At 36.4% G+C, this 15,583-nt stretch carries 14 protein-coding genes; 13 read left to right on the plus strand and 1 reads right to left on the minus strand.

Translation table 11 applies throughout. From position 1 onward, the window contains the following. The first annotated feature begins 279 nt into the window (after positions 1-279). The 13 genes from P0N36_RS07810 (at position 280) to nagB (ending at position 15,078) form a co-directional block, all read left to right on the plus strand. On the plus strand, positions 280-993 hold the full coding sequence (locus tag P0N36_RS07810; RefSeq protein WP_275842286.1) for a hypothetical protein: 714 nt from the start codon (positions 280-282) through the stop codon (positions 991-993). A gap of 107 nt (positions 994-1,100) precedes the next feature. Further along, positions 1,101-2,522 carry a sensor histidine kinase gene (locus tag P0N36_RS07815; RefSeq protein ID WP_275842287.1) on the plus strand — a complete coding sequence of 474 codons (1,422 nt, stop codon included), beginning with the start codon at positions 1,101-1,103 and terminating at the stop codon, positions 2,520-2,522. After that, positions 2,519-3,016, plus strand: a complete 498-nt coding sequence (locus P0N36_RS07820) for a hypothetical protein (RefSeq protein ID WP_275842288.1) — start codon at positions 2,519-2,521, stop codon at positions 3,014-3,016. The genes P0N36_RS07815 and P0N36_RS07820 overlap by 4 nt, the downstream gene beginning before the upstream one ends. A 1-nt stretch (position 3,017) precedes the next feature. Continuing rightward, positions 3,018-3,530: a hypothetical protein gene (locus P0N36_RS07825; RefSeq protein WP_275842289.1), complete on the plus strand. Its 513-nt coding sequence runs from the start codon at positions 3,018-3,020 to the stop codon at positions 3,528-3,530. Next, positions 3,511-4,386 (plus strand): aldose 1-epimerase family protein, encoded by an 876-nt coding sequence (locus tag P0N36_RS07830; protein ID WP_275842290.1) that lies wholly within the window; start codon positions 3,511-3,513, stop codon positions 4,384-4,386. Before P0N36_RS07825 ends, P0N36_RS07830 begins: the two co-directional genes overlap by 20 nt. A 320-nt stretch (positions 4,387-4,706) precedes the next feature. After that, the gene (locus P0N36_RS07835) at positions 4,707-8,462 is read left to right on the plus strand and encodes a PxKF domain-containing protein (RefSeq protein WP_275842291.1); all 3,756 of its coding nucleotides are present in this window, start codon (positions 4,707-4,709) and stop codon (positions 8,460-8,462) included. A gap of 169 nt (positions 8,463-8,631) precedes the next feature. Next, positions 8,632-9,369 carry a hypothetical protein gene (locus P0N36_RS07840; protein ID WP_275842292.1) on the plus strand — a complete coding sequence of 246 codons (738 nt, stop codon included), beginning with the start codon at positions 8,632-8,634 and terminating at the stop codon, positions 9,367-9,369. Between the two features lie 306 nt (positions 9,370-9,675). Further along, on the plus strand, positions 9,676-9,948 hold the full coding sequence (locus P0N36_RS07845) for an HPr family phosphocarrier protein (protein ID WP_275842293.1): 273 nt from the start codon (positions 9,676-9,678) through the stop codon (positions 9,946-9,948). Between the two features lie 185 nt (positions 9,949-10,133). Continuing rightward, positions 10,134-10,976 carry a PRD domain-containing protein gene (locus P0N36_RS07850; protein ID WP_275842294.1) on the plus strand — a complete coding sequence of 281 codons (843 nt, stop codon included), beginning with the start codon at positions 10,134-10,136 and terminating at the stop codon, positions 10,974-10,976. A 140-nt stretch (positions 10,977-11,116) separates the two neighbouring features. Beyond that, positions 11,117-12,517 carry an N-acetylglucosamine-specific PTS transporter subunit IIBC gene (gene nagE, locus P0N36_RS07855; RefSeq protein WP_275842295.1) on the plus strand — a complete coding sequence of 467 codons (1,401 nt, stop codon included), beginning with the start codon at positions 11,117-11,119 and terminating at the stop codon, positions 12,515-12,517. 103 nt (positions 12,518-12,620) lie between these two features. Continuing rightward, positions 12,621-13,091: a PTS sugar transporter subunit IIA gene (locus P0N36_RS07860; RefSeq protein ID WP_275842296.1), complete on the plus strand. Its 471-nt coding sequence runs from the start codon at positions 12,621-12,623 to the stop codon at positions 13,089-13,091. Between the two features lie 96 nt (positions 13,092-13,187). Continuing rightward, entirely contained in the window at positions 13,188-14,324 is a 1,137-nt protein-coding gene (nagA, locus tag P0N36_RS07865) for an N-acetylglucosamine-6-phosphate deacetylase (protein WP_275842297.1), read from the plus strand. A 10-nt stretch (positions 14,325-14,334) separates the two neighbouring features. Beyond that, positions 14,335-15,078 (plus strand): glucosamine-6-phosphate deaminase, encoded by a 744-nt coding sequence (nagB, locus tag P0N36_RS07870; RefSeq protein ID WP_275842321.1) that lies wholly within the window; start codon positions 14,335-14,337, stop codon positions 15,076-15,078. Positions 15,079-15,182: 104 nt separating this feature from the next. Here nagB and P0N36_RS07875 read toward each other — a convergent pair whose 3' ends face one another. After that, entirely contained in the window at positions 15,183-15,509 is a 327-nt protein-coding gene (locus tag P0N36_RS07875; RefSeq protein WP_275842298.1) for a cupin domain-containing protein, read from the minus strand. Between the last annotated feature and the right edge of the window lie 74 nt (positions 15,510-15,583).

Raw genomic sequence — 15,583 nt, forward strand, 5'->3', positions numbered from 1 at the left:
ATCTTCTTTTTCAAGATATTTTTTTATAAGAAGCCGAATCTCTTTGTCATCATCAACGGTAAATATGTGCTTCATAATTGAACCTCCTCGTTAAGTCAAGTACCATTCTATCCCTACTTGCCTTTATTTTTACTGTTTCTTTCTAGCCTTACTACTAATCATAATATACCTTTTTGTCCTTAGTCACAACAAATCATACATATTTCATACATTTATACGGCTGTTTTACTTACTTGTGGATGTAGAATACATATATCAATAAGACAAGGAGTGATACATATGAAAAAATTAGTGGTACTATTAATTGTTCTACTCATGGTAAGTTCAAGTCTCGTGGTCAATGCTAGTGGGCAAAGAGGTGGTAGTCCAAATATGAATCAAGGTCAAAATAGAAGTACGACCGCTCGGTACGACAACTTCTTTGAAAAACGTGAAGAAAATCAAGTCAGAAGACTAGATAAGGTTACAAAAAGATGGGAAGAACGTTTAGAAAAACGTGAAGCAGTAATGGCTAGACATCTAGAAATCATTAAATTATATGCACCTGAGTTATTAGAAGATTATGAAGTGGCTTTTGAAGATCATAAAGCGGTTCATAGGGATTCTATGGAAGTTAGAACCGCCATTGCAAAAGATTATATGGATGAAACCAAAGCTGGCCTTGAAGAGCTGAAGGCTGAAATCGAAGAAAAGATAGAAGCAGAAGAAATCACCACTAAAGAAGCCAAAGAAATGATAAAAACCTATATGCTTGAGCGAAGAGAGGGATTCAAGACTTTATTTGATACATATCTTGAAGCCATAGCCGAAGAAAAAGAAGCATATGAAGTGTTAAAAGACGAAGCAGAGGCCCTTAAAATAGAGCTTCGAGCTGCCATTGAAGCAGAAGATGCAGATCGCTGTAACGAACTGCTCACAGAACTCTATGATTATCTCTTATTACACATAGAATTTGATCAACTCAAGCTAGATACCTTAAACAATATATTCTAAAATAATAGTAGCATCTGTGAAGCAAAACATGCTCACAGATGCTATAATATATGTAATCGTAGGAATAGCAGACCTCAAATAAATATAACCCTACTAGGAGGCCAACCTTGAATAAGAGTATCTTTTCCAGACTTCTGATTACGAATTTGACCATATTCATTGGCCTGATTGTGATACTAACAGGTATCCTTACCCTTTTGTATTCGACCCAAGTTTATGAATTGGAAAAACAACGCCTTAGAGAAATCACTCAAAAAACAGAAAGCCTTTATTTAGATAGCGCAAAAGGGAAAATCGAAGCATTAAAGCTCCAAGACTATATGGATGCTATGGCCTATGTTTCCAAATCAAAGCTGTATATTCTAAACATTCACCAAAACAATATTCAAAACTTGAGAGATTTAGATTTTGCCAACAGTGATCTGGATCATTATCTATATGAAGACCTGATGACTATACTAGAAGGTAACGAGGTCTTTAGAAAAAGTACCTATACAGCAACCTTTGATTCTCAGATGATTTTCTATGGAAGACCGATTCTTAAAGATGGACAGATTGAAGGGGTGGTTGTCATCTTTACACCCATCAGCACGGTTGTGAAGAACATCCGGGTTATGCTCATGGTGATTGCTTCTTTATCTGTATTCTTCATAACCATTGTAAGTGGTGTGTTGTATGTCAGTGCAAAGAAAATGACCAAGCCTATAGAAGACATTAGTAACAGTGCTCTGGCCATTGCCAATGGTGAAAGGCAAGAAGACATTACAAAGACAAACTACCAGGAGCTAAATGCATTAATTGATTCTTTTAATTATATGAAATCAGAACTGAACCGAATAGATGAAGATAAAAAAGACTTTATTGGGATGATTTCCCATGAAATAAAAACACCTTTAACCGTTGTATCCGGCTACTTAGAAGCCATTCATGATGGTTTGCTAGATCAAGACGAGTTAGGAGAATCATTAGAAATCATATATAGAGAAACCAAACGCCTCACCCTTTTAACCAAAGAAATTGTGACCAAAACCAGAAATAAAGATATGGAATTCTATTTGAACCCTTCTTTTTTTAAGCTTAAGCCAATTTTGGAAGAGATGATTATGCTTGCAAAAGTCAACATAGAGAAGCAGGTAACCTTCTCCTTAAGTTGTGATGACAACACAACCTTGTATGCAGATGAAAAACAATTGCGTCAAATCCTATCCAATCTTATTAGCAATGCAATAAAGTACTCAGGTGATCTTGTCCATATAATGCTCTCATGCTTTGTAGAAGAAGACCAACTTTGTATCCGGATTGAAGACAATGGGTTTGGCATCAAAAAAGATGAATTAGAAAAGGTTTTTCAAAAATACTATAGAATAAAAAATACCGTCACCCAGAAAGAGGGCAGTGGTCTTGGACTAAGTATTGTCAAAAAATTGGTAGATCTGCATCATGGCACCATTGACATCACAAGTACTTATAAGAAGGGGACGGTAGTCACGGTGAAGCTACCACCACTGAGACAGGAGGTCAAAAGATGAAAAAAAGAATAGTAAGTCTGTCCCTGCTTATTGGTCTAGCTTCCCTTCTTTTAGTGGGATGTACAGGGCGGCAGGTCACAAAAGTTATAGAGACACCAACCCATGATCTAGCCACCAAAGAGATGGCGCTAAGGGATGAAGCTGATGAAACAGATCTAATAAATCCTATAGAACAAGAAGAAACGAATAAAAGAGCAGAAGATGATTCTATAAAACAGTACGAATCAGTAGAAAATGAAGACACAACGGATTCTTTGAAGGTAGAGGTCCCAGAAGAAGTAGTAGAAGGCGATGATAGCCAGACAGACGAAGTAAATGAGGATAAAGAGGAGACCGTTATTGTAGCGAAATCAGAAAATCTAGAAGAAATAGATGAACGGGCATTAATGCTAAAAGAACTAGACGCATTGCTAGAAGATGTTTTGACAAAACTGGATGCCGTCGAAGAGGATGATTTATCCGATGACAACCTATTTGATGAAGGAGGCGATTGATATGAGAAAAATAAGTTGGATGATCATCATGGTTATGCTGATTACAAGTACGACAGTCGTCGCCCAGAATCAACAAAGGCCAAGAGAAAACCGAATTCGATCAGCTGTTGTCATGACTTCAAGAGAGGTTGGTCAAAGCCGTATGGTGGTTAAAAATGTGATTAGGACTTCTAGGGAGAAGACTAAGATTGTACAAGAAGAACTTAAAGGTGTACAATCCAATCTAGATAGCTTAACACCAGAGCAATTAGCACTTATTAAAAAGTCCATTCAAGAAATTAGAAGCTTTAAGGAAGGGTCAGATGTTTACTTAGGTAGAATTATCGCCTATGATAGTAGCATTAGGAAGGCGCGTGAGGATAAGGATTATGAAACGCTGATTCAAGTGTACAATGAAATCTTGGTTTTACAAAAACATAGAATTAAAAGACTGAATGATTACAATAACTTACTGGATCGGTTAATCAAAGGTTTGTCGAACATAGGAGGATCAGATGGGGATTTTACTTCATAACGAAAAACTAAAAGTTAAGATATCAGAACAAGGCGGGGAGCTCATCAGTGTGATAAGTTGTGGGAATCACATTGAGTTCATATGGACTGGAGATCCGGATTATTGGGGTAGACATGCGCCCATTTTATTTCCCATAGTAGGGAAAGTCAAGGATAATCAGTATAGAATTGGTGAGAAAACATATGAACTTGGACAACACGGATTTGCCAGAGACCGAGTTTTTGAGGTCATAGAAAAAGAGGATAGCAGAGTCATTCTATCCTTAAAATGGGATAAAACATCTTTAGAAATATACCCTTATAAGTATAACCTGAAGATGATCTATGAGCTAAAGGGCGCAAGCCTTAAAATCAGCTATATCGTGGAAAATCTAGATGAACAAACCATCTACTTTTCGATCGGTGCGCATCCTGGTTTTAACTGTCCCTTATTGCCGGGAGAAGCGATGGAAGACTATTATTTTGAATTTGACAGGGATGAGACTTGTCCTGTGCTACCCATTAATGATGGAGGTTACATGCTTCATGATAAAATACCCTTTCTGAATTCAGAGAAGAAGATAGCTTTAAGGCCTGAGCTATTTAAGGGAGATGCCCTTATTTTTAAAGACCTTAGTTCTAGGAAAATCAGTTTGAAAAACAAGAAAAACGATCATGTAATCACCATGGATTTTGATGGTTTCCCCTTATTAGGTTTATGGTCAAAGCCATCTGGTGCACCATTTGTCTGTATTGAACCCTGGTTTGGCCACTGTGACTATGAAGATTTTACCGGTGATTTCAGTGACAAATCCGGTATGATTGCATTAGATACTGGTAAAAAATTTGACTGTTCTTATAGAATCGATTTTTCTTAGTTGACAGAATTAGAAAGGTCAGGCTAAGATAAACCGTCTTTGACATTTGCAAGAGACAAAAAGCTTGTATGCCCTTATAAATAGGGTATTACAAGATTTTTTATGTACAAAAAAAGTACGTATAATTTTTTGTCTTTTAATATTTCTTTCATTGTTTATTGCTGACAATCTGATAATTACTTCATAAGCCAAAATCTTAATTAATACGAACACGTAACTATTCAGATTGATTAAAAATCTCCCATACATTTGTCTTGACAACTAGAACGATATATATGACAATAAAAAGGACAATATCACTATATTAGGGGGGTAACAAAATGAGGAAGTATAGATTTAAAAGTTTTGTAGTTGGAGTATTATTAATATTGATGGTTGTAGCGATGGTTGAACCATTATCAGCAGCGGTTTATACTGGAAACGAACTTCCAGAGGATTATGTCGATGATAGTAATGAAGTTTTATATCATATGTTAGATTCCTATAATAATGGATTTATGCCAATGGCAGCACCATCAGCTGATACTTCTGATGTTAAAGCCGATATTGTATTTGTTATCGACTCAACAGGCTCTATGTCATCCTATATTAGCAACGTTAAAAATAATATAGCTCAATTTGCTCAATATCTAAGCAATAAAGGAATTACACTGCGAATAGGGGTGATTGATTACAAAGATATTACTTATGATGGATTGGATTCTACAATAATTCATAAAGTAAATCACTCTCCATGGATGAATGAAGTGGATTTTATAGAAACATTGACAAAAATAAAGGTTGCTGGAGGGGGGGATCTTCCAGAAACACCCATAGATGCATTAGGTTATCTAGCAGATGGAACTTCAATGCTATGGAGCTCGGATGCACATAAGTTTGCAGTTGTGCTTACAGATGCTAGCTATAAGGTTAATAATAGACATGGATATACTAGTCTATCAGATATTGCAAAGGAGCTTTCAAATCAAAAGATTAATACCTCAGTTATTACAGGTACATATTACAATAACACTTATTTACCATTAACCTCAACCACGGGTGGAGTTATAGGTAATATCCGAGCCACTGACTTTTCAAATGTATTACAGGAACTTGCCGACACAGTGATGGGTATAACAAATAAAGCGAAAAAAGCAATCTATGTTTTACCAGGTTATTTAGGATCTCAGCTATATAATAGCTCAAATAGTGATCTTTTATGGATAGATAAACGTATTTCACTTGATAACAATACCTTGAAAGAAATAACGGGTACTACAAATTATTTGAAGGCAGATGTTAATGGTGTTAACACAAAAATAAAAATAGATATGAGTAATGACCTATATGGTGTATTTGATACTTATCAGGGGTTAATAGAAAAGCTAGATAAAGATTTTAGTATAGTAAATGGTGGGGAATATGATATTCACTTTTTCCCATATAATTGGTTAGGGGACTTAAATGACTCAGCCAAAGATTTGCAGAATCATATCAATAAGGAAGGATATGAAAAAGTAGTCTTTGTAACCCATAGTACTGGGGGTTTATTAGCATCTACTTATGCAGCTAAGTCCCGCGAAAATAAGCTAAAGGTAGAAAAGGCCATTTTAATTGCACCTCCATTGTTTGGTACCTATGCTGCATTGGAGCCTATTGAGCTAGGAATGACAAAGGAATGGAAGGAAAAATTAGACTCTGCTGGTTTTATTACTAGAATGATAAGTCCTATCCTTGGTATAGGCTTGGGAGCAACAGCTCAGAAGGTTTATAGCTCGATAAAAGGAATGACAAAAAACTCACCTACTAGTTATCAGCTATTGCCAAGCTTAGAGTATTTAAAGCTTATGCCTCAAATATACGCAAGTGACTTTTCCGGAGAACCTGTATTAACGTTAGATAATTATTACTCAATACTAAATGGTAGCAGCAATATCAATTCTAACCTTACAAATGGCAACAGCAGAAGCCACAATTATTTAAGACAAACAGTGTTGGGAGGAGACATAGTAAAGGTACTTCAGGAGGTTGATACCACCCTTATAGGCAGTAGCTATGGCTTCTCAACTCCTGCAATAGGTGTCTATGCAAAAAAACTATTTGGTGGTACAAAATATAAGGATATCATCTACAAAAAAGATGGAGATGGCACAGTATTAAATATTAGTGCCGCTGCTACTAAAAATGTGGGGGGTAATGTACTTAAATATAAGGATTTCAAAAATATAGATCATACTGAGCTTGTAAGCAAGACAGAGGTATTAAATTATGTTAGCAATGAAATTAGAGGGATTACAGCTATGGAAGCTTATCTATTCTCACTTGAAGGTCCTGAATTAGGTATGTCTGAAATGGTGAAATTAAATGTTAATTCAGATGTATGGGTGGATATAAAAATAGTTGATAATGATTCAAGTGTAATAGCCAGTGTGATAGATGGGTACCCAATTGGTTTTGATGGAGATGAATTAATATATACTCCATTTAATATTGAGGAAAAAGGAACTGAAGCGATTCTTTATTTACCTAACAGCGGATATAAAGTTGTTATATCCCATGGAGAAGCGGAAGGTATTCCTGTAAACTTTACAGTAGATGTTGCCACCCTTAACCATGATGGTTATAAAACTAGTTCTGCAACCTACTTAGCCAATAAAACAAAGGCAGGTGGAGAAATTATAAGCTTAGATATGCTAACAATAATAGTTGATAAGCTTAATATAGGCTCATTAACGGAGGACAATCATGTAATACCTGAAATCTATTTTGATCAGTGGGAAATAAAGACTTCAAAAATCCTATCTTCTATAGGAGCTACTGACATGATAGAATTATATGGTGATGATGTTGTATCAGGAAATATGGATGCTTCACTATTAAACTGGTATTCTTCAGATTCAAGTATCGTAGCCGTATCAAATACTGGCCTAGTAGAGGCTAAAAATTATGGTGTTGCATATATTTATGCTATGGCTACAGATGGCAGTTTTAAAGTCTTATCATGCAAAGTTACTGTTCCCTTAGCAGCAACATCTATATCTATTGAAGATTTTGATATGGTTGTTGGAGAAAAGTTGCTTATTCAACCAATATTTAGTCCCTCTAATATCACAGAAACATCGATGTCCTTTTTATATGATTCATCCAGAGGAATCATTGATATCAATGATTCTGGGGTTATTACTGCTTTATCCCCTGGTACAATTGATGTTATAGGAATTGCACCAGGAGGAGCAGAAAACAATTTCACTGTATCGGTATATAGGGATGGCGTTGTTGCTGTTCAGGAGGTATCTATTGAACCCAATAATATCACAATCGATACAAATGAAGAATATATGCTTACAGCAATGATCAGTCCTTCAGATGCATTTAATCAAAACGTATATTGGTATGCCGATTCCAGTGCTAATGTTTCAATTGTAAGGGTAGAAAACAACACATGTATAATCAAAGGAGTACAGCCAGGAATTTCTAAGATTACTGTTGTGACAGAGGATGGTGGCTATACCGCCAGAGCCACAATTACAGTAAAAGAGTCAGTAACATGGCCAAGGGCAACACTTATCTATGGTCAACCATTAGAATCAGCTTTTTTTAACGGTGGCTCTTCCTCCATGGCAGGTACTTTTAGCTTCATAGATCCATCATTAATACCAGTAGCAGGTAGCCATACTTATAAAGCTATTTTCTTACCAGAAGAAACGGGTTATAATATTATTTATGGAGAAATAGATGTTTCAGTAGTTTATAATTATAGTGGTGTTCTTAGACCAATCAATAACGATGGATCAAGTGTATTTAAAGTAGGTAGTACTGTTCCGGTAAAATTTAGATTAACTGATACTTATGATGATTATGTTATGGATGCAATTGCTACAATAAGCTACATCAAGTTAGATGAAGGGGTTTCGGAGTCAAGTGAGGTTATCAACCTCATTGAAACAGAAACAGATGGCAAATTCTTTCGATATGATTCAAAGGATAATCAGTATATTTTCAATTTAAGCACAAAAGGTTTCAGTGAAGGTACTTATATATTGGCTATAGAGCTTAATGATGGGACTAGAAAGGAAGTGTCAATAGGATTAAGATAGTGAATGCAAAACAGAGAGTCAATCATTCGAAAGTGGTTGACTCTTTTAGATAAAACCTTCCATCTAGATTGGAGGAGGAATTCTATAAAGATGGTTCGAGAAAATCCTTGTCTCATCTAACTTGGCAAATGCCGAGAGTCTTATATTATATAAGGAGGAAGTATTATATATGAAAAAACAAGTAATTTTATTTGTAATTATAGTTATATCAATTATAGCTTTAGCTTTTATTGGAATAAAACTTATTATTAGAAATAATTATGATATCAGAATAGTAACGGATGATAGGTCTACCTTCTTTATATTTAGTTCTTCACAAAAAGAATATTATTTAGTTAATTCTTCATTAGGTAAAGTAAAAACAAAACCATTTGATATTAATTCTAGCGAAATAACGGATGCTCAGTTAAAGCAAATCAAGGAAATTGAAGGAATAGACAGTAAATTTTCGATTAGCGGAAGAGATGATTATCTACCTTATAAAGTATTCTTTTATGAAAACAATATTTTTTATACAAGATACAGTGGCGTATGGGATCCTTCTACTGTCTCAGAGGAGGATCGGAAAGATTTTCGTGAATATATATATAAGTATGATTTAGACACAAAAGAATTAGAACAGATAAAAGTTCAATTACACTTTGGTGCTAGAGATGTGAGTGTTAAAAGAGAAGCATTAATATATATATATCCTCAAGTCAAACATGCTATATTAGAGAAAATAGGTAAAGGATTTGATTATAATGACATATATTATGGTAATGGAAGAATTCTTTTTACCACATATAACTCTTCTTCAAGAAAAGGAACGAGAGAATACTTATTTGAATATATACCAGCGAAAAATGAAACAAGAAAAATTTTATTTACAACAGATAGTATTAAGGATGTTGATGTAATGAAGTAAAGTAGACTAATTTCACCAGCTTTGTTCGTTAGTTTGTCTTAGTTGACAAAATTAGAAGGGTCATGCTAATATAAAACCATAGAAGGCGTGTTACTGTTTAATCAGGCATAAACCAAAAAAAATTTTGGTTTATGCTTTATTATATTTTATAACTACTTGGCGTGTTACTGATTTTTTTAGGCATGAGCCACCAATCTTTAGGATTGTCAGGCTTATGCCTTTCATATCATATTTGAACCTAATAACCTGATATCTAGAAATATCAGATCTAAGGACAAGGATGCTAAGAAAAAGGAGAAATCAGTTATGATTGAAAAGAAATTTGTACTAGAAACAGAAGAAGGCCTACATGCAAGACCTGCCAGTATGTTGGCAAAAGCGACCATGAAATACAAATGTGATATTAAGCTTTTTAAGGACAAGGATAAAACCAACGCCTATCAACCTAAGAGTATTCTGTCTTTGATGAGTGTGGGTGCCGGAAAAGGTGAATATCTGACTTTTGTTACCGAGGGTGATGACGAAGGAGAAGCGATGCGCTCTATAGAGAATCTTTTTGCTTCAAATTTTCAAGGATAGTAAAGACAGTTGTAATATTGCACAAGTAAATTTATAATTAAATGCTTTATTTGGTAAAAACTATTGACAGATATTATAAGACCATGATAGGATATTCTTATACAAAGCAATAAGGTGTGTTACTGTTTAATCAGGCATAAACCAAAAGGAATAATTTTGGCTTATGCCTTTTAAGTTGGTGAATTATGAAATGTGAAATACTAAAAATCATGAATAACAATGTCATATGGGTTCTAGATGCCAAGAATAAGGCTGAAACGGTACTGATTGGCAAAGGTATCGGCTTTGGTGTTAAGTCGGGACAGCAGGTTGAGATCTCAGAAAAGGTCATTGATAAGGTTTTTATCACTTATGATCAGAAGACGATGAAGGACTACATTGCCTTGGCTGAAAGCATCGATTCAACGATTATGGAAGTCTGTACAGAGATCATTATTTATGCAGAAAAGAAGCTTGGCAAGCTCAGCCATCGAGTTTATCCGGTACTGACAGATCACATTGCTTTTGCCCTTGAGAGATTAAAGAGCCAAATGGTGATAGAAAACCCTTTTCTTATGGAAATCAAAGGTATCTATCAAGATGAATATGAAATAGGCTTAAAAGCTCAAGATATGATTCTTAAAAAAATCGGTATTGATATCACAGAGGATGAAGTAGGCTTTATAGCTCTTCATATCAACGCAGCAAGAGAGAACAAAGACGTTAAAGAAATAATGAAAAACACAAGGCTGATTAAGATGGTGGTTGACAACATTGAAGAAGCTTTAGACTATAAGGTGGATATGGATTCTTTTACCTATCAGCGACTGGTAAGTCATATCAAAGGCAGTATTGAACGCTCAAGATTGGGTAAGACAATTACCAATCCCTTACTGGAGAGCATTAAGTTGGAATTTGCAAAAACCTATGCGATCGCCGCTAAGATTAGGGCAACCATTGAGAGGGAGTTGTCCATTAAGATTACGGATGATGAAGTCGGATACATGGCCATTCATATTGCGAGAATCAGTAAAAAAGCAGAGTTTTAGTATCATATATTAGATCACTTAGTATAGACCATAAAGTAGCGTGTAACTGAGAAAATCAGGCATAAGCTAATTCAATCATAATGATGGATTAGTTTATGCTTTTTTTTATACTTTATCTAAATCATGAAGGAGGAAGATTTATGTTTACAAATGTATTTGGAAAGTTCCAAAAGTTAGGGAAGGCATTAATGACACCGATTGCAGTTTTACCCATAGCAGCCATACTGCTTAGACTTGGTGCGGGGGTCCCAGGTATTGAGGGTATGTTTGCAGATATTATTCTAAAAGCAGGTGCCGGTGTTTTTGATAACTTGGCGATCTTGTTTGCCATTGGTATTGCTTTTGGTTTAGCAAAAGGCAATCATGGTGCTGCAGCCCTTGCGGGTGCTGTTGGTTACTTCGTGACCACCAATGTTTATACGGTCATCAATCCGGATGTTAATGCGGGTGTTTTTGTCGGTATAGTGGTAGGTATTATGGCAGGAATGTTGTATAATAAGTTTCATGATATACAATTGCCGGAGTTTCTTGGTTTCTTTGGCGGCAAGCGTTTTGTTCCTATCATTACATCCGTTGCATCCATATTTTTAGGTCTGGTTTTTGGGTACGTATGGCCCTTTATTCAAAACGGATTAGATACCTTCGGTAACTTAATTGTGACTTCAGGCGCTATTGGTCAATTTTTATACGGCTTCTTAAATCGTCTTCTTATTCCAACAGGCTTACACCATGTATTAAACACCATTTTCTGGTTCACCCATGGTGAGTTCACTAATGCAGCAGGGGAAGTCATTCGAGGCGATTTGTTCCGATTCTTAGCAGGTGACCCAACAGCAGGTGTCTTTATGACAGGTTTCTTCCCGGTTATGATGTTTGGTTTACCGGCAGCAGCCCTTGCTATGTATACAACAGCCAAAAAAGAATATAAAACTTCTGTTGGTGGTGCACTGTTTAGTGTGGCTTTAACCGCTTTTCTAACAGGGATTACCGAACCGATTGAATTTATGTTTCTTTTCTTAGCACCTGGATTGTATTTTATTCATGCGGTACTTACAGGTGTTGCTTTGGTTATTACCAATATGTTAGGTATTTTACACGGATTTGGATTCTCAGCCGGCCTCTTTGACTATGTGATTAACTTTAATTTGGCATCCAAACCGGTATTACTCATATTTGTAGGCTTAGGTTTTGGCGTGGTTTATTATCTGGTATTTGTTTTTGCCATTCGTAAGTTTGATTTATCCACACCAGGACGTGTAGATGAATCCGGTGAAGGTGTTGCGGATCTCATAGAAGAAAAAGGATTATCAGGACTAGCAGCAGAGTATCTTCTTGCCATAGGTGGTAAAGGTAATGTGGTTGAAGTGGATGCTTGTATCACCAGACTTAGATTGACACTAAAAGACAGCAGCATCGTTTCAGAAGATATGGTCAAAACACTGGGTGCATCTGGGGTGATTCGACCCAATAATAAAAATGTTCAGATCGTTGTAGGTACAAAAGCTGAAATCATTGCAGATGAAATGAAGAGATTATTATAACCAAGTATGAACACAAAACTTCCCAAGTAATTAAGTTAAGAAATAACAATGAGCTTGGAGTAGGAGGCTCTACTCCAAGCGCATTATCAAAAGGAGAACGCCCATGTTTCAATTTATGAAGAAGAAAATAGAATTATTTGCACCGGCAAAATGTCAGGTTATACCGATCCACGAAGTGGAGGATGCGGTTTTTTCTCAAAAAGTGGTAGGTGACGGGTGTGCAATCCTTCCTTATGAGGACATGATTTGTTCACCGGTTAATGGGGAAGTAACCCTTGTTTTTAGAACCAATCACGCCATTGGTATAAAAAGTGAAGAAGGGATTGAGCTTTTAATTCACATTGGTATTGATACGGTGGAATTAAAAGGTGAAGGTTTTGAGAACCAGGTAAAATTAGGCGACCGGGTTAAAGTCGGAACGCCTCTTAGTAAAATCGATCGGGATTTTATTACAGCTCAGGGAAAAAGTCTACAGACCCCTATTGTCATCACCAATGATTATAAAGTCGTTGAAGTTGAAAAAGGTGATAAAAATGTAGGTGCACTTATAATGAAGGTTGTTCAGAACAACTAAAAAAGTAATAGAGCAGTAAAGGGTTACTTAAGCATAAACGGTATTCTTATATATAGATTAAGAAGGTTAGTATGAAGTATAGAAAGAAGGTATAAGATGAAAGGAATTAAAGGTGGACTTATATACCACCAAGGCAAATTCTATGAAGATTATGTGGTTTTATTTGAAGATGAAATTAACTTGGTTGCCCAAAGCAATCAAATCAATTATAGAGAAGATGTGGATTGGATTGATGCCGGAGGTCATTATGTCATACCGGGACTCATAGATGTCCATATTCATGGCTACAAAGGTCATGATGTAATGGACGGTGATGAAGCCGGTTTAAAAGCCATTGCAAAGGGTATTACAGAAAATGGTGTCACCAGTTTTTTACCAACAACCATGACCATGGAGACAACATATATTGAAATGGCCATTGAAAACATCAAAAAAGTAATGCTTCAGCCGGTGGAGGGTGCAGAAATCTTAGGCGTCCATATGGAGGGTCCTTATATAAGTAAGATTTACAAGGGGGCTCAGTCTGAAAAAGCCATCTGCTTACCGGATCAAGATTTTGTAGAAAAATATAAGGATGTCATCAAAGTCATAACCATGGCACCGGAACTAGAAGGTTCAAAAGCTTTTATAGAAGCATTGAGTTCGGATATAAATATATCCCTTGGACATACAGGTGCGACCTATGAACAAGCAAGGGAAGCAATTAAATCAGGTGCAAAGAGTGTAACTCATTTATTTAACGCCATGACAGGTTTACATCATAGAGAACCGGGTGTTGTAGGCGCTGCACTTGCTACGGATTGTTATGCTGAGCTCATAGCAGACGAGATTCATGTCCATCCTAGCCTATTTCAAGTGATTGCCAAGATTAAAGGCTTGGAAAAGTTGCTGCTTGTGACAGATTGTATGTGTGGTGGTGGCTTGTCAGAAGGTGAGTATGAACTTGGGGGTCAAAAAGTCAGTGTAAAAGAGGGCACTTGTACCTTAGAAGATGGTACTTTAGCAGGGAGTGTTCTTAAGTTGAATGAAGCCCTTGGCAATTTTGATAAGAATGTGACAGAGGAACTTGAAAAACTATTACCTTTGGCTACCCTCAATCAAGCAACCTATCTGGGGATATCTGATAAAAAGGGTAGCATAGATGTGGGTAAAGATGCAGATCTGGTTATCATGGACCGAGCCTTTACCATACAGTCCACCTTTGTGAAAGGAAGAAAAGTATATGAAATATAGGCATAAAGGTATGTCCATTCTGATGACTGAGAATTATGAAGAAATGAGCAAAAAAGCCGCTTTATTAGTGGCCGCTCAAGTGACCTTGCGTCCGGATAGTGTTCTTGGATTGGCGACAGGGTCCACACCAGAAGGCATGTACAAAGAGTTGGTCGCAATGTACGAGCAAGGTGAGATTGACTTTTCAGAAGTAAAGACCTTCAATCTTGATGAGTATTATCCGATTGAAGAGAACAACCCTCAGAGTTATGCCTATTATATGAAAAAAAATCTATTTGACCATATCAATATCAACCCACAGGAAGTCCACATCCCAAATGGAACGGCAAGAGACGTTGAAGCTTCTTGTGAGGTTTATGACAAAATAATTGAGGCAGCCGGTGGCATCGACCTTCAGGTTCTAGGCATTGGTAATAATGGACACATCGGTTTTAATGAGCCGGACATACACTTTGAAGCGGGTACCCACTTGGTTGAATTGGACGATGAAACCATAGAAGCCAATGCCAGATTCTTCACTAGGATTGAAGACGTACCAAGGCGTGCCATCAGTATGGGGATTAGAACCATTATGCATTCTAAAAAAATCATCTTACTGGCCAGTGGTGCCAGTAAGGGCAAGGTTATTAAGGCGATGCTCTTTGGTGAAGTAACACCGAACTTACCTGCATCCATTTTGCTTCTTCATAACGATGTGACCCTCATATTGGATAAAGAAGCTGCAGCTTATATCATAAAGCATTTAGAAAAATAGAAAACTTAGACTAAAAAAGGTACCTGTAGATAGGACACTCATACGTGGAGTTCTTATTTACAGGTACCTTTTATTTTAGATGTATTTTATTTTTATAATACACATTATAGGATGAATTCATCTCGAATGGGTGTGAACACATCGAGTATTGCACCGTCTTCTAAAGCGACGACACCATGAACCACACCTGGATTTGCTAAATAAGAATCACCGGCTTCAACGATTGTGGTTTCACCGCCACAGGTGAGTTCAAACTTACCGGATAAGATATAGCCGACTTGATCATGAATCTCGTGGCTATGAGGGTCACCAATACCACCTTTTTTAAAATCAAAACGAATCATCATCATCTTATCATTATGTACCATCAAGGTACGTGTTACCAGGTCACTTAGAAGGGTTACTTTTGCATCATTTTCCTTAATTACCATGGTTTCTCCTTTATCTCTTCATACTCAGGTTTTGGCTAAGGGTATCTAGAAATTAATTCTATCATTAAACCTAG

Origin of the sequence: Petrocella sp. FN5 (genome assembly GCF_029210395.1) — a bacterium.
Taxonomy (GTDB): domain Bacteria; phylum Bacillota; class Clostridia; order Lachnospirales; family Vallitaleaceae; genus Petrocella.

Coding starts and splice junctions, on each gene's coding strand:
- P0N36_RS07810 (WP_275842286.1), top strand. CDS start 280: ATGAAAAAATTAGTGGTACTATTAATTGTTCTACTCATGGTAAGTTCA.
- P0N36_RS07820 (WP_275842288.1), top strand. CDS start 2,519: ATGAAAAAAAGAATAGTAAGTCTGTCCCTGCTTATTGGTCTAGCTTCC.
- P0N36_RS07825 (WP_275842289.1), top strand. CDS start 3,018: ATGAGAAAAATAAGTTGGATGATCATCATGGTTATGCTGATTACAAGT.
- P0N36_RS07830 (WP_275842290.1), top strand. CDS start 3,511: ATGGGGATTTTACTTCATAACGAAAAACTAAAAGTTAAGATATCAGAA.
- P0N36_RS07835 (WP_275842291.1), top strand. CDS start 4,707: ATGAGGAAGTATAGATTTAAAAGTTTTGTAGTTGGAGTATTATTAATA.
- P0N36_RS07840 (WP_275842292.1), top strand. CDS start 8,632: ATGAAAAAACAAGTAATTTTATTTGTAATTATAGTTATATCAATTATA.
- P0N36_RS07845 (WP_275842293.1), top strand. CDS start 9,676: ATGATTGAAAAGAAATTTGTACTAGAAACAGAAGAAGGCCTACATGCA.
- P0N36_RS07850 (WP_275842294.1), top strand. CDS start 10,134: ATGAAATGTGAAATACTAAAAATCATGAATAACAATGTCATATGGGTT.
- nagE (WP_275842295.1), top strand. CDS start 11,117: ATGTTTACAAATGTATTTGGAAAGTTCCAAAAGTTAGGGAAGGCATTA.
- P0N36_RS07860 (WP_275842296.1), top strand. CDS start 12,621: ATGTTTCAATTTATGAAGAAGAAAATAGAATTATTTGCACCGGCAAAA.
- nagA (WP_275842297.1), top strand. CDS start 13,188: ATGAAAGGAATTAAAGGTGGACTTATATACCACCAAGGCAAATTCTAT.
- nagB (WP_275842321.1), top strand. CDS start 14,335: ATGTCCATTCTGATGACTGAGAATTATGAAGAAATGAGCAAAAAAGCC.
- P0N36_RS07875 (WP_275842298.1), bottom strand. CDS start 15,509: ATGGTAATTAAGGAAAATGATGCAAAAGTAACCCTTCTAAGTGACCTG.